Source organism: Aquabacterium sp., from assembly GCF_044226965.1.
Lineage (GTDB): Bacteria > Pseudomonadota > Gammaproteobacteria > Burkholderiales > Burkholderiaceae_C > Pseudaquabacterium.
In genome coordinates, this window is the sequence record NZ_JBGAGA010000001.1 from 48,221 (window position 1) to 61,607 (window position 13,387).

At 68.9% G+C, this 13,387-nt stretch carries 12 protein-coding genes; 6 read left to right on the forward strand and 6 right to left on the reverse strand.

The genetic code is table 11. The annotated features are described in order from the left end of the window. Nucleotides 1–16 precede the first annotated feature (16 nt). The gene (gene def, locus ACILR4_RS00250; RefSeq protein ID WP_395698793.1) at nucleotides 17–538 is read right to left on the reverse strand and encodes a peptide deformylase; all 522 of its coding nucleotides are present in this window, start codon (nucleotides 536–538) and stop codon (nucleotides 17–19) included. A 283-nt stretch (nucleotides 539–821) separates the two neighbouring features. Between def and ACILR4_RS00255 the strand changes: the two genes are divergently transcribed. From ACILR4_RS00255 to ACILR4_RS00265, 3 genes are all read left to right on the forward strand, one after another. Beyond that, entirely contained in the window at nucleotides 822–2,006 is a 1,185-nt protein-coding gene (locus tag ACILR4_RS00255; RefSeq protein ID WP_395698943.1) for a LysM peptidoglycan-binding domain-containing protein, read from the forward strand. 43 nt (nucleotides 2,007–2,049) lie between these two features. Continuing rightward, nucleotides 2,050–3,177, forward strand: a complete 1,128-nt coding sequence (gene dprA, locus ACILR4_RS00260; RefSeq protein WP_395698794.1) for a DNA-processing protein DprA — start codon at nucleotides 2,050–2,052, stop codon at nucleotides 3,175–3,177. Nucleotides 3,178–3,286: 109 nt separating this feature from the next. Beyond that, nucleotides 3,287–3,739: a DUF494 family protein gene (locus ACILR4_RS00265; protein ID WP_395698795.1), complete on the forward strand. Its 453-nt coding sequence runs from the start codon at nucleotides 3,287–3,289 to the stop codon at nucleotides 3,737–3,739. Nucleotides 3,740–3,752: 13 nt separating this feature from the next. Here ACILR4_RS00265 and ACILR4_RS00270 read toward each other — a convergent pair whose 3' ends face one another. The 5 genes from ACILR4_RS00270 to ACILR4_RS00290 form a co-directional block, all read right to left on the reverse strand. Next, nucleotides 3,753–6,101 carry a DUF1631 family protein gene (locus tag ACILR4_RS00270; protein WP_395698796.1) on the reverse strand — a complete coding sequence of 783 codons (2,349 nt, stop codon included), beginning with the start codon at nucleotides 6,099–6,101 and terminating at the stop codon, nucleotides 3,753–3,755. A gap of 41 nt (nucleotides 6,102–6,142) precedes the next feature. Then, on the reverse strand, nucleotides 6,143–7,189 hold the full coding sequence (secF, locus tag ACILR4_RS00275; RefSeq protein WP_395698797.1) for a protein translocase subunit SecF: 1,047 nt from the start codon (nucleotides 7,187–7,189) through the stop codon (nucleotides 6,143–6,145). A 24-nt stretch (nucleotides 7,190–7,213) separates the two neighbouring features. After that, nucleotides 7,214–9,109 carry a protein translocase subunit SecD gene (gene secD / locus ACILR4_RS00280; RefSeq protein WP_395698798.1) on the reverse strand — a complete coding sequence of 632 codons (1,896 nt, stop codon included), beginning with the start codon at nucleotides 9,107–9,109 and terminating at the stop codon, nucleotides 7,214–7,216. Between the two features lie 84 nt (nucleotides 9,110–9,193). Further along, on the reverse strand, nucleotides 9,194–9,526 hold the full coding sequence (gene yajC / locus ACILR4_RS00285) for a preprotein translocase subunit YajC (protein ID WP_395698799.1): 333 nt from the start codon (nucleotides 9,524–9,526) through the stop codon (nucleotides 9,194–9,196). Between the two features lie 108 nt (nucleotides 9,527–9,634). Beyond that, nucleotides 9,635–10,576 carry a tetratricopeptide repeat protein gene (locus ACILR4_RS00290; protein ID WP_395698800.1) on the reverse strand — a complete coding sequence of 314 codons (942 nt, stop codon included), beginning with the start codon at nucleotides 10,574–10,576 and terminating at the stop codon, nucleotides 9,635–9,637. 169 nt (nucleotides 10,577–10,745) lie between these two features. On the opposite strand from ACILR4_RS00290, the gene purE reads away from it, so the two are divergent. The 3 genes from purE to ACILR4_RS00305 are packed head-to-tail and all read left to right on the forward strand — an operon-like array spanning nucleotide 10,746 to nucleotide 13,377. After that, nucleotides 10,746–11,210: a 5-(carboxyamino)imidazole ribonucleotide mutase gene (purE, locus tag ACILR4_RS00295; protein ID WP_395698944.1), complete on the forward strand. Its 465-nt coding sequence runs from the start codon at nucleotides 10,746–10,748 to the stop codon at nucleotides 11,208–11,210. Then, nucleotides 11,207–12,373 (forward strand): 5-(carboxyamino)imidazole ribonucleotide synthase, encoded by a 1,167-nt coding sequence (locus ACILR4_RS00300; RefSeq protein WP_395698801.1) that lies wholly within the window; start codon nucleotides 11,207–11,209, stop codon nucleotides 12,371–12,373. Before purE ends, ACILR4_RS00300 begins: the two co-directional genes overlap by 4 nt. A gap of 23 nt (nucleotides 12,374–12,396) precedes the next feature. Next, entirely contained in the window at nucleotides 12,397–13,377 is a 981-nt protein-coding gene (locus tag ACILR4_RS00305; protein WP_395698802.1) for an L-threonylcarbamoyladenylate synthase, read from the forward strand. Nucleotides 13,378–13,387: the final 10 nt, after the last annotated feature.

Consider the following 13,387-nt stretch of genomic DNA (forward strand, 5'->3'; position numbering starts at 1 on the left):
TGACGCGGGCGTGTCTTCAGCGCCGGCCGCGGGTCTGCTCGTCCCGCGTCTTCTTCAGCATCTTGGTCTTGATGCGCTCGCGCTTGAGCGGGCTGAGGTACTCGACGAACACCTTGCCGAGCAGGTGATCCATTTCATGCTGCACACAGACAGCGCTCAGCCCCTCGGCCTCGAATTCGTAGGGCAGACCATCACGGCCCAGCGCGCGCACGGTGACCCGCGCATGGCGCTCGACACGGTCGTAGATCGTCGGCACCGAGAGGCAGCCCTCGTCGGCGAAGCGGAGCTCGGCACTGCGCGCAACGATCTCCGGATTGATCAGCACGCGTGGTTCATCGCGTGCTTCCGAGGTGTCCATCACGATCACGCGTTCGTGCACGTCCACCTGCGTCGCGGCAAGTCCGACACCCTCTGCGTCGTACATCGTCGCCAGCATGTCGTCGACCAGACGGCGGATGCGCTCGTCGACCTGCGCCACCGGCTTGGCGACGGTGTGCAGGCGAGGATCGGGATAGCGCAGGATCGGGAGCAGGGCCATGGACTGGAAAGCTTGCCGCGCGTGTGACACATGCGGCAACAGGTGTGGATCGGGCGCAACGCCCACAGTATGACCGGAGCCGTATCAGTCGGCGATCGAAACTGTTTTTCGTTGCGATATCAAGGGTTTATCGGCAGAATCTACGATATAGCATGAGCATTGCTGGCCGGCACGAACGGCGCATGCGCGGTTTGTCGGCACGGTCTTGACGTCGGCGGGCCCTGAAGGCGCCCCGCACGGCGAACCCGAGATTGTGGCATCACGCTTGCTGGAGACCGACGACATGAGTTCACGCCCGACGCGCCTTTCCGTCCATCGCAGCGGCTGGGTGGCGTTGGTGGCGGCGGGATTGCTGGGGTCGCAGGGGGCCGTGCTGGCGGTCGATCTCACGATCACTCCCGGGCAGCGTGCCACGGCCCAGCAAGTGGCCCAGGCGGGCGTGCCGCTGTCGGAGCTCGCGCCCGATGCGCCCGATTCGCACACGGTGCAGCGCGGCGACACCTTGTGGGACATCTCCAAGCTGTTCCTGAAGAGCCCATGGCGCTGGCCCGAGCTGTGGGGCATGAACCTCGACCAGATCCGCAACCCGCACCTGATCTATCCCGGCCAGGTGCTGGTGCTCGTCAAGGTCGATGGACGGGCGACGCTGAAGGTGGCCCAGGCAGCGGAGACGGGCACGCTGCCCAGCAATACCGTCAAGCTGTCGCCGCGCGTTCGCGCTGAACTGCTGGACAACGGGGCGATCGCGTCGATCCCGTTGCACCTGATCGGGCCCTTCCTGAACGAGGCCGTGGTGCTGGACGCCAATGCGCTGGCCGATGCGCCCCGGATCGTCGCCACGCAGGAAGGCCGCGTGATGGTGTCGCGCGGCGAGACCGCTTACGTGCGCGGCGACCTGCAAGGAGCGCGCGATTTCCGCTTGTTCCGCGAGCCGAGGCCGTTGGTCGACCCTGCCACCAACCAGGTGCTGGGTTACGAGGCCGGCTTTGTCGGAACGGCCGAGTTCACGCGCGCAGGCGAGATGCGCACCACCGCGGACGGCAAGAATGGCGTCGAGGTGCCTGCCACCTTCCGCCTGACCAGCGTGCGCCAGGAGGCGGGCGTCGGCGATCGGCTCGCGCCTGTGCCGCAGCGCGACTTCAGCGCCTATGCACCCCATGCGCCGACCACACCGCTGAGCGGCCAGATCGTGTCGATCTATGGCGAGGCACTGACGGCCGGTCAGAACCAGATCGTCGCGCTGAACCGGGGTGCGCGTGATGGCGTCGAGCGCGGCCACGTGCTGGCCCTCCTGCGCGACGGCGCGCTCACCGCCGACAAGACCGATGGTCGCAATACGGTGATCAAGCTGCCCGATGAGCGCATGGGACTGCTGTTCGTGTTCCGCGTGTTCGATCGCGTGTCGTATGCGTTGATCGTGTCGGCCATCGACCCGGTCAGCCGCGGCGACCGATTCACGCAGCCTTGAGCCCGCGGGTGCTCGATCGGGGCTTGCTGGTGCTCAGCCGCCGATGACACCGTCGGCGTCGTCACCCGACGACCTGGACGCATGGCTCTGGCTGGTGCACCAGCCGGGCCTCGGCCGCAGCGCGATGCGTCGACTGCTGGCGGCGCTGGGCTCTGCATCGGCCGTGGCAGCGGCAGGCGACCAGGTGCTGCAGCGCCTGCTCACGACCCGCCAATTCGACGTGCTGCGGCAGCCTGAGACGGCGCCGACGCATGACCGGCCGGCACTGACACGTGCGTGGCTGGCCGGCAGCCCGCGGCGCCGCGTGATGACGCTGGCGGATGCGGACTACCCGGCGCCGCTGCTGCAGACGGCCGATCCTCCCTTGCTGCTGTACCTGGACGGTGATGCCGAACTGCTGGGTCGCTCTGCGTTGGCGATTGTCGGCAGCCGGCGTCCGACACCTCAAGGCCTGGACAACGCGCGCCACTTTGGCCAAGCCTTGAGTCGCGAGGGATGGACGATCGTGTCCGGATTGGCCTCCGGCATCGATGGTGCCGCGCACCTCGGGGGCCTGGCCGGTCCCGGCCGCACGATCGCCGTGGTCGGCACCGGACTCGATGAGGTCTATCCGCGGTCGCACCGGTCGCTGGCCGGCCGCATCGTGAGCGAGGGCGGTCTGATGCTCAGCGAGTTCCCGCTGTGCAGTCCACCCATCCCCGAGCACTTCCCGCAGCGCAACCGCATCATCGCGGGGCTCGCCCGGGGCACCTTGGTCGTCGAGGCGGCGTTGCGCTCGGGCTCGCTGATCACCGCACGCCAGGCGGCAGAGGCCGGCCGTGAAGTGTTTGCCGTGCCGGGTTCCATCCACTCGCCGCAGGCGCGCGGCTGCCATGCGCTGCTGCGCGACGGCGCGAAGCTGGTGGAGTCGGTGGAGGACATTCTCGAGGAGCTGAAGCTGCCTGCAGAGGCGCCGCGCGTTGCGCGGATGCCCGCCGAGGTCGATGCAGAACCCGAGGTCGAGGATGTGGTGCTGCGGGCCTTGGGGCACGATCCCGCATCCCTCGATGCCTTGATCGCCCGCTGCGGATGGCCGGCCCAGGAGCTCAACGTGCGTCTGCTGGAGCTCGAACTCGAAGGCCGCGTCGCCCGCCTGCCGGGCGGACTTTTCCAGCGCCTCGGGTCCGCCTGAGCCACCGGCCGGGACGCCCACCGCCGCCGGGCATCGGGCCGGCCCAAGGGCCTGGCGACGGCATGCAGATTCGACGTATGGCCAGGAGCCCCTGGGGTATAGTGTTTTCATGTTCGAAGTCCTGGTCTACCTGTACGAGAACTACTGGCGCCCGGACGCCTGCCCGGACCATGACCAGCTGACACGCAAGCTGTCGGCAGTGGGCTTCGAGAGCGACGAGATCCAGGAAGCGCTGAGCTGGCTCGACGGCCTGGCCGAAACGGCGCAGGCCTACACCGGTGCCCAGGCGGAAACCAGCATGCGGGTCTACAGCCCGGCCGAGATCGAACGCCTGGGTGAAGACTCGATCGGCTTCGTCAGCTTCCTCGAATCGGCCGGTGTTCTGCCGCCGGCAATGCGCGAGATGGTGCTCGATCGTGCCAGCGCGGTTGGCGACTGCCCCCTGGCGCTGGAGGATCTGAAGGTCATTGTGCTGATGGTCTTCTGGAGCCTGGGCGAAGAGCCCGATGCGCTGATCCTCGACGAATTGTTCGTTGCCCCGGAAGAGCGACTGATCCACTGACCCTGGCGGTCTGTCAGCCCATCAGGCGCGAGGGGTCAGCGTCGAGTTTGGCAAGCGCGCTTCGCGTGGCCTTGACCGTGAGGGCCTCGTCCTGGGCTGGCAGCAGCAAGCCGGCCTGCAGGAATGCCGCCAGGCGCTGCTGCTGGAACAGGATGCAGCGTCCACCCGCAGAGACGAACAGCGAGAGTTGCCGCCGCAGCCCGTGCCAGACCAGTTGCACGGCTTCGTTGTGACCGCGGTAGTCCAGCATGTACCAGCTGCCGACCAGCAGCTCGCGCGCCCAGGACAGCATCGCCGGCGTCGGCATGGAACCGCCTTCGGCAACCACCTCGAGCTCCGAACTCTCGTGGCCCGAGAGGTCGAGCACCATCGACTCGTCGATCTCCAGATCGGCCGCATCCGGGAGCAGCTCTTCCAAGGTCTCCAGCCGCTCCATCAGCTCGGTCAGGCGCTCGGTCGGAATGACCGCGGCCTTGGCCGTGAAGGCCGCTGCGAGCGAGTTGTTCAGCGACTGGATGTGTTCCTCCTGCCGCTCCTGGCTCATGTGGGCATTGGCCATGCCATCGCGCAGACGCTTCAGCAGCAGCGGCAGGCGCCGGATGACTTCGGCCCGCTCTTCCCGGGTGACCTTGGCACTGGCCGACCAGATCAGGTCGGCTGCGGCGCGCTTCATGTCCCGGGTTTCCTCGGCCTGCGCGCCGTAACGCACGGCCGTGGTGGCCAGCACGTCGGCCCAGACCTGGAACAGGAACTGGCGCACGCCCTCCTGGACCGGCACCTCGTTGAGCATGCGGCGCAGTTCGATGGTGTACTGGATCGCGAGCGTTTCGCGCTGCTCAACCTGCTGCGCCAGCGACACGCCCTTGCGCGTGGCCTCGTTCTCGGTGCGGAAGTAGTTCTCGAGGAACTTCTCGAACTCGGTCAGCACGGTCTGGAACACCCGCCGGCCCGTGTCCGGGTAGGCCTCGACCACCTGCACAACGCGCTTGATCTCCTTCTCGAGCGTGTCGCCAATGGCCTGGGCCGCGTTGTCGAATCCCATCACGCAGGCGCCCATGCGGTCGATCAGCCGGCGCGCCGGATGGTCGATGGTCGCGAAAAAATCCGGCTCGCTGACGGCCACCCGCAGCACCGGCATTTGCAGGCGCGCGAACCACACCCGCACTGCCGCCGGGATGCGGTCCTCGGTGAGGATGCTCTGGAACATCATCGCCACGATCTCGATCGTCGCCCGTTCGGCCGGCGTGTTGGCCGCGTGCTTCAGCAGTTGTTTGCGCTGCTGCAACTCGTCGATCAGCATCGGCGTCGTCAGCGCCGGAGAGGCGCTTGGCGGCACCGACACCAGGCGTTGCTTCAGGCTGTTCTGCGCCAGTTCGATGGCCCGCGACAGCCGCGGCGTGACCGCCGCCGGACCCCGCGTGGTGTCGGAGAAGCCTGGCAGCTGCCGGCCGACCAGCCGGTTCAGCCGGCCCAGCACGGCCTGTGCATGGTCGCTGCCGCGCGCCAGCGGCGCAGCGCGGGTCATCATGCGCGTTTCTTCGCCGACATGCCCGCGGGCCGCTTCCGGATGGCCGCCGAAGGCGCTGCCCTGGCCGGACAACTGCGCGGCCAGGCCCGCCGGGCGTCCCGTGGAGGGCATGGTCGCCGGCCGTGACGGACCGCTGCCGGGCGTGGCCGCCCCGTCGCGTGCGCGGCGGATGAACGGGCGCAGGTCGACCTCGGGCAGCACGCGCTGCTCGATCAACCAGCGATTGGTCTCGTGGTAGGCCTCCTCGACCAGCGCGGCGAATTCGTCATGCAGCCATGGCTGGGCCTCGCGCCAATCGTCGGGCGTGAGCCCGCCACTGCGCCAGGCATCATGGGCGACGCGAGCCAGCACATGCGCTCGCAGCATGTCGTGCGTCTCGAGCTCCTGCCGCTGTTCGAGCATCGCGATGCGCGAGCGCAGGTCGCTGAACTCCCACGACGCGCGATCCATGATGGCCAGCGCCAGGCGCGAGGTCAGGATCTCGCGGTCGATCGTGTCGTCGTCCACCAGCGACAGGCCCTTGGTGCCAGACCCGGTACCCGGGGCGCTACCGGGGCGCGGCAAGTCGCCCGGCTGGACCGCTGATCCACCATGCACCAGCACGTGGCGCAGGCCCTCGTTCATGCCGGCCAGCCAATGGCGGGCCTGCTTCTGGAGGCCCTGCATGAGGTCGCGCCGGCGCTGCGCGGTCTGGTATTCGGCCGGCTTGTCGAGCGAATGGCGAGCGCCGTCGATGACGTGCCGTACCAGCCCCGGCAGACCCTTGACCAACTCGTCGGTGTACAGCCGCCGCGCCTCGCTGGCGAGTTGGGCGGCGTTGGCGTTGGTCGCCATGGGCGAAGGGCAGGAAGTCTGGTCGTGAGGGATTGCCTACTCTATACCACCGCCCCGGCGTTGGGGTCGTTCGGATCGTGGTCCTTGGTCGTGAATTTGACCAGGTCCTCGCGCTTGACACCCAGCCACATCGCGATGGCCGCGGCGACGAACACCGACGAGTAGATGCCGAACAGGATGCCGATGGTCAGCGCCACCGCGAAGTAGTGCAGCGTGGGGCCGCCGAAGATCAGCATCGACAGCACCATCATCTGGGTGGACCCGTGGGTGATGATCGTGCGGCTGATGGTGCTGGTGATCGCGTGGTCGATGACCTGCGGCGTGGTCAGCTTGCGGTACTTGCGGAAGGCTTCGCGGATCCGGTCGAAGATCACCACCGACTCGTTGACCGAATAGCCCAGGATCGCCAGCACGGCCGCCAGCACCGCCAGCGAGAACTCCCACTGGAAGAAGGCGAAGAAGCCGAGGATGATGATCACGTCGTGCAGGTTCGCGATGATCGCCGCGACCGAGAACTTCCACTCGAAGCGGAAGGCCAGGTACAGCATGATGCCGACCACGACGAAGGCCAGCGCCTTGGCACCGTCTGCCGCGAGTTCGGAACCGACCGCGGGACCGACGAATTCGGTGCGCGACAGGCGGATCGGCTCCACCCCGTCGGGCCGCGCGCACGAGGGTCGGCTGACCTGTTCGCCCTGCGGCGTGGTGTAGGCCTTAGTGGCCACCGTGCCGGCCTCTGCCGTGCAGAGGGCTGCAAACGCGCTTGTGCCCAGGGCCGCCTGGTCGGCCGGCTTGGCATCGCCACGCACCGGCAGGCGCACCAGCACATCCTTCGAGGTGCCGAATGTCTGCACCTGCACTTCGCCGAGCTTCAGCGCCTCGATGGCGGCGCGCGTCTTCTCCAGGTCGGCCGCATGCTGGGTGTATTCGACCTCCAGCACCGTGCCGCCGGTGAATTCGATCGAGAAGTGCAGGCCGCGCGTGGCGAGGAAAAAGACCGCCGCGGCGAAGGTGAGGAACGAGATGACGTTGAACACCAGCGCATGCCGCATGAACGGGATGTCGCGGCGGATGCGAAAGAACTCCATGTGTGTGCTCCCCGGCGGTGCCGATCAGGCCTTGGCGACCGGCTGGTCGCTGCCCGGCGTCGTCGCCGGCTTCCAGACCTGGCCGATCGACACCGACTTCAGCTTCTTCTGGCGGCCATACCAGAGGTTCACCAGGCCGCGCGAGAACATCACGGCCGAGAACATCGAGGTCAGGATGCCCAGGCAGTGCACCACCGCGAACCCGCGTACAAAGCCCGAGCCGAAGGCCAGCAACGCGAGGCCGGCGATCAGCGTGGTGATGTTCGAGTCGAGAATGGTCGCGAACGCGCGCTCGTAGCCGGCCGCGATCGCCGCCTGCGGCGACGACCCGTTGCGCAACTCTTCGCGCACGCGTTCATTGATCAGCACGTTGGCATCGATGGCCATGCCCAGCGTCAGCGCGATGGCGGCAATACCCGGCAAGGTGAGCGTGGCCTGCAGCATCGACAGCATCGACACCAGCAGCAGCAGGTTGAAGCCCAGCGCCAGCGTCGAGAACAGCCCGAACAGCAGGTAGTAGCCGCACATGAACACGGCGATCGCGGCGAAGCCGTAGGCCACGCTGTGGAAGCCCTTCTCGATGTTCTCGGCGCCCAGCGTCGGGCCGATGGTGCGTTCCTCGATGATTTCCATCGGCGCGGCCAGCGAGCCGGCGCGCAGCAGCAGCGCGGTGTCGTTCGCCTCGACCGTCGTCATGCGGCCGGTGATCTGCACCCGGCCGCCGCCGATCTCGCCACGGATCACGGGCGCGGTGACGATCTCGCCCTTGTTTTTCTCGAACAGCAGGATCGCCATGCGCTTGCCGACGTTCTCGCGCGTCACGTCGCGGAAGATGCGCGCGCCCTTGGCGTCGAGCGTCAGGTGCACCGCGGGTTCGTTGCTGTTCTGGCTGTCGAAGCCGGGTTGCGCGTCGGTGAGGTTCTCACCAGTCAGCACGACCTGGCGGTAGACGATCAGCGGCGTGCCGTCGCGGTCGAGGTAGCGCTCGCTGCCGAACGGCACCGGGCCGGCGCCGCGCAGCGCGTCGAGCGCCTCGGTCGAGGTGTTCACCATGCGCACTTCGAGTGTGGCGGTGCGGCCGATGATGTCCTTGGCGCGGGCGGTGTCCTGCACGCCAGGCAACTGCACCACGATGCGATCCGAGCCCTGCTGCTGGATCACCGGCTCGTTGGTGCCCAGCTCGTTGACGCGGTTGTGCAGCGTGGTGATGTTCTGCTTCAGCGCGGCGTCCTGCACCCGGCGTGCGGCTTCGGGCTTGAGCGTGCCGGTGAGCTTGAAGTCGCTGCCGTCGGCGCTTTCGACCCATTGCAGGTCGGACAGCTGGTCGGCCAGCAGCGCCTGCGCCTGCTGCAGCATCGCGCGGTCGCGGAAGCGGATCTGCACGTCGTTGCCTTCGCGCGTGACCCCGCCGTGGCGAATGTTCTTGTCGCGCAGCAGCGTGCGCACGTCGCCGGCATGGGCATCGGCCTTCTTGGTCAGCGCGCCCTTCATGTCCACCTGCATCAGGAAGTGCACGCCGCCGCGCAGGTCCAGGCCCAGGAACATCGGCAGCGCATGCAGCTTTGTCAGCCAGGTCGGCGAGCGCGACAGCAGGTTCAGCGCGACGATCCACGAAGGCTCTTTGGGATCGGGGTTCAGCGCCGCCTGCAGCGCGTCCCGTGCCTTGGTCTGCGTGTCGGTGTCGCGGAAGCGCGCCTTGATCGAGTTGCCGTCCAGCTGCACGAAGTCGGGCTTCAGTCCGGCCTGCGCCAGCACGCCTTCGACACGCGGCACCAGCGCGGCATCGAGCTTCAGCGTGGCCTTGGCGCTCGAGATCTGCACGGCCGGCGCTTCGCCGAAGAAGTTGGGCAACGTGTACAGCAGCCCGATCACCAGCGCGAGGCCGAGGATCAGGTATTTCCACCAGGGGTAGCGGTTCATCGGGGCTTCCTTGGCCCGGCCGACGGAGGCGGGCGGGTAGAGGCGGGCGCTGCCGGCGGCGGCGCCGCGCGCGGGCCGCGCGGCTTACTTGCCGTAAGTGCCCTTGGGCAGCACCTGCACCACGGCGCTGCGCTGCACCTGCAGCTCGACGCCATTGGCGACCTCGACATGCACGAAGGTTTCGCCAAGCTTGGAGACGCGGCCGATCATGCCGCCCGAGGTGACGACCTCGTCGCCCTTGGCCAGCGCCTCGAGCATGGCCTTGTGTTCCTTCTGCCGCTTCATCTGGGGCCGGATCATGATGAAGTACAGCACCACGAACATCAGCACCAGCGGCAGCATCTGGCCCATCGAGCCAAGCATGGATTCGGCGCCGCCGGCCGGGGCGGCCTGGGCGTAGGCGTTGGAGATGAACACGGTCGGTCTTCCTTCAGGGCAGGCCTGCGCCCGGCGCAGGCGAAACGGCGGATTCTATGTCGCGCTGCCGGGCCGGCCCCCGGGGCCGGGGCGCCCGGCGGCCCGGGCTCAGAAAAGCGCCATGCTGAGCTTGCGGCGGTACTGGTCGATCACGGGGTCGCCGGCGGTGGACTGCTGCTTGCCCGTCACCTCCAGCGTGCCCTTGGCCTGCTCGGCCGTCACTTTGGGAGCGGGCTTGCTCATCAGTTCGAGGATCGCGACATAGGTCTTGCGTGCGAGCTGGCCATTCCACTCCTTGTCGCGCATCACGATCTCGAGCAGCGCCTCCATCGCATCCGTGAAGCGGCTGGCGGCGAACAGGGTCTGCGCCAGTTCGAAGCGTGCATCGAAGTCGCGGCGGTTGGCCTCGATGGCTGCCGCCAGGGCCTCGGGCGAACGCGCGGTCGGCGCCTTCTCGCATGCCGCCAGCCAGTGGCTTAGCGCGGCCAGGCGCGCGTCATGCAAGGCCTTGCTGGCCACCGGCTGGAAGGCCTGCCGGGCCTCGGCGACCCGGCCGCCTTCGAGCAGCAGCTTGACGTAGTCGAATCGCGCCACGTCGTTCCCCGGATCGATCGCGACGGCCTGCTGCAACCTGGCCAGCGCGGCAGCGCTGTCGCCGCTGGCTTCCAGGGCCTCGGCCTGTTCGGTCTCGGCCTCGGCTTCGAGCGCTTCGGCACTGGGCACATGGCGATCGAGGAATTCGCGCACCTGGGCTTCGGGCAGCGCGCCGACGAAGCCGTCGACCGGCTGCCCCTTGTCGAACAGCACGCAGAACGGGATCGAGCGCACACCGAACGCCTGGCTCAGCTGGCCGGCGATCTCGGGCTGGTCGTCACTGTTGAGCTTGGCCAGCTTGAAGCGGCCGCCGTAGGCCTTCTCGACCTTTTCGAGGATGGGCCCGAGCGTGCGGCAGGGGCCGCACCAGGGCGCCCAGATGTCCAGCAGCACCGGCTGCTGCATCGATGCCTGGATCAGCTCGGCCTCGAAGTTCTGCAGAGTGATGTCGTTCATGGTCGGAAGTGAGCGTGAGGGGAGGCATGTGAGGGCGGCCGCCTACAATCCAAGGCTTTGCCCACCGTTGGCGGAGCGCGTCTTGCAAAGCAGTGCCAAGTCCCAGGTCGAATCGCAGCCCGGCGTTGCACAGCCCGAGCCCGCGGGCGGCGTGCTGGTCGGCGTCCTGATGGGGTCGTCCAGCGACTGGGAAACCTTGCAGCAGGCGGCGCAGATTCTCGCCGAGTTTGGCGTGCCGCATGAGTGCCGCGTGGTCTCGGCCCATCGCATGCCGGACGACATGTTCGCCTATGCCGAGGCGGCGGCCGGCCGCGGGTTGAAGGCCATCATTGCCGGCGCCGGGGGCGCAGCCCACCTGCCGGGCATGCTGGCAGCCAAGACCACGGTGCCGGTGCTCGGGGTGCCGGTGGCCAGTCGCCATCTGAGCGGCGTGGACTCCCTGCACTCGATCGTTCAAATGCCCAAGGGCATCCCGGTGGCGACCTTCGCGATCGGCACGGCAGGCGCCGCCAACGCCGCGCTGTTCGCGGTCGCGATGCTGGCCACCGGCGACGCGGCGCTGCGAGCGAAGCTGGAAGCCTTCCGTGCGCGCCAGACCGAGGCCGCGCGCGCGATGAGCGCGGACCTCAAATGAGCCGAGACGTGTTGCTGCCCGGCGCGACGCTGGGCGTGATGGGCGGCGGCCAACTGGGTCGCATGTTCGTGCACGCCGCGCAGTCGCTGGGCTATGGCGCCGCGGTGCTGGATCCCGATGCGTCTTCGCCGGCCGGCCAGGTGGCGCAGCACCAGGTACGTGCCGGCTACCTGGACGCGGCCGGGCTGGCCGAACTGGCGGCCCGCTGCGACGCCATCACCACCGAGTTCGAGAACGTGCCGGCAGAGGCCTTGCGCCGTCTGGCGGTGCTTCGCCCGGTGGCGCCGGCGGCCGATGCCGTGGCAATCTGCCAGGATCGCGCGGCCGAGAAGGCGCAGTTCGTCCGCTGCGGGGTGCCCTGTGCGCCGCATGCGGTGATCGACTCGGCCGGGCAACTGACCACGGTGCCGGCCTCGTTGCTGCCGGGTATCCTGAAGACGGCGCGCATGGGCTACGACGGCAAGGGCCAGCGCCGGGTGGCCGATGCACAGGCGCTGGCGGCCGCCTGGCACGAACTGGGCGGCGTGCCCTGCGTGCTGGAGCAGATGCTGCCGCTGGCGTTGGAGCTGAGCGTGATCGTCGCGCGCGGCGCCGACGGCACGGTGGTCACCCTGCCGGTGCAGCAGAACCTGCACCGCGAGGGCATCCTCGCCGTCACGGAGGTGCCGGCACCGCAGGCCGATGCCGCGCTGCAGGCGCAGGCGCGCGCGGCGGCCGGCGACGTCGCTGCTGCCATGGGCTACGTCGGCGTGTTGTGCGTCGAGTTCTTCGTGCTGGCCGATGGCCGCCTGGTGGCCAACGAGATGGCGCCGCGTCCGCACAACTCCGGCCACTATTCGATCGATGCCTGCGACCTGAGCCAGTTCGAACTGCAGGTGCGCGCGCTGGCCGGCCTGCCGTTGCCACAGCCGCGGCTGCATTCACCCGCGGTGATGCTCAACCTGCTGGGCGACCTGTGGTTCGCCGACGGCGACGAGACGCCGCGCACACCGCCCTGGGACCGCCTGCTCGCGTTGCCCGGCGTGCACCTGCACCTGTATGGCAAGGCCGAGGCCCGGCGTGGCCGCAAGATGGGCCACCTGACGATCACCGCGGCCGACGCGGCGCAGGCGCGCAGCGTCGCGTTGCAGGCCGCCGCGGTGCTCGGCATCGCGCCGTTCTGACGGGCTGCCGAGGAACTGCCGGCATGCCGATCCTGGCGGGTGACGACCCGGTGGCGCTGCGCCAGGCGGCGCAGCGGCTGGCGGCTGGCGGCCTGGTCGCGTTGCCGACCGAGACCGTCTATGGCCTCGGTGCGCGGGCTGACGTCGACGACGCCGTGGCCGGCATCTTCGCCGCCAAGGGTCGGCCGGTGGACCACCCGCTGATCGTCCATGTCCAGGATGTCGCCGATGCGCAGGCCTTTGCGGCGCAATGGCCGCCCGCCGCCGATCGCCTGGCCGCGGCCTTCTGGCCTGGCCCGGTCACGCTGATCGTGCCGCGTCGCGTCGGGGTTGCCGAAGCGGCCTCGGGCGGCCTGCCGACCATCGGACTGCGCTGCCCTGCCCACCCGGTGGCGCGCGCGCTGCTGCGCGCGGCCGCGGCGCTCGGGGTGGCCGGCGTTGCGGCGCCGAGCGCTAACCGCTTTGGCCGGGTGAGTCCGACGCGGGCCGCGCATGTCGCCGCCGAATTTGGCGACGAGCTGCTGGTGCTGGATGGTGGCGCCTGCCCGCTGGGCATCGAATCGACGATCGTCGATTGCTCGAGGGGCCGGCCGGTCCTGTTGCGCCCGGGCGTGCTGACGCGAGCGCAGATCGAGGCCGCGCTGGGCGAGCCGCTGCTGGAACGCGATGCTGCCGCCCCGCGCAGTTCGGGCGACATGGCATCGCACTACGCGCCGCGTGCGCGCGTGCGGCTGTTCGAGCCGGCACCGCTGGCCGCGGCGCTTCACGCGCCGGACATGTCCGCCAACACCGTGGCGGTATATTCCCGCTCCTGCCCGGCAGGTCCTGCCGGGGTGCAGTGGCGCCGGCAACCCGAGCAGGCGGCCGCCGTCGCGCACGAACTGTTCGCCGTGCTGCGTGAACTGGATGCCGCCGGCGTGCGCGAAATCTGGATCGAGCAGCCGCCCGATACCGCCGAATGGGAAGGCGTGCGCGACCGCTTGCGACGCGCCGCCGCAGCTTGAGAGTACGAAA

What these genes read in the sequence shown, in the direction of transcription:
- def (WP_395698793.1), bottom strand. Translation starts at nt 538, where the DNA reads ATGGCCCTGCTCCCGATCCTGCGCTATCCCGATCCTCGCCTGCACACC.
- ACILR4_RS00270 (WP_395698796.1), bottom strand. Translation starts at nt 6,101, where the DNA reads ATGGCGACCAACGCCAACGCCGCCCAACTCGCCAGCGAGGCGCGGCGG.
- secF (WP_395698797.1), bottom strand. Translation starts at nt 7,189, where the DNA reads ATGGAGTTCTTTCGCATCCGCCGCGACATCCCGTTCATGCGGCATGCG.
- secD (WP_395698798.1), bottom strand. Translation starts at nt 9,109, where the DNA reads ATGAACCGCTACCCCTGGTGGAAATACCTGATCCTCGGCCTCGCGCTG.
- ACILR4_RS00265 (WP_395698795.1), top strand. Translation starts at nt 3,287, where the DNA reads ATGTTCGAAGTCCTGGTCTACCTGTACGAGAACTACTGGCGCCCGGAC.
- dprA (WP_395698794.1), top strand. Translation starts at nt 2,050, where the DNA reads ATGACACCGTCGGCGTCGTCACCCGACGACCTGGACGCATGGCTCTGG.
- ACILR4_RS00290 (WP_395698800.1), bottom strand. Translation starts at nt 10,576, where the DNA reads ATGAACGACATCACTCTGCAGAACTTCGAGGCCGAGCTGATCCAGGCA.
- purE (WP_395698944.1), top strand. Translation starts at nt 10,746, where the DNA reads ATGGGGTCGTCCAGCGACTGGGAAACCTTGCAGCAGGCGGCGCAGATT.
- ACILR4_RS00305 (WP_395698802.1), top strand. Translation starts at nt 12,397, where the DNA reads ATGCCGATCCTGGCGGGTGACGACCCGGTGGCGCTGCGCCAGGCGGCG.
- ACILR4_RS00255 (WP_395698943.1), top strand. Translation starts at nt 822, where the DNA reads ATGAGTTCACGCCCGACGCGCCTTTCCGTCCATCGCAGCGGCTGGGTG.
- ACILR4_RS00300 (WP_395698801.1), top strand. Translation starts at nt 11,207, where the DNA reads ATGAGCCGAGACGTGTTGCTGCCCGGCGCGACGCTGGGCGTGATGGGC.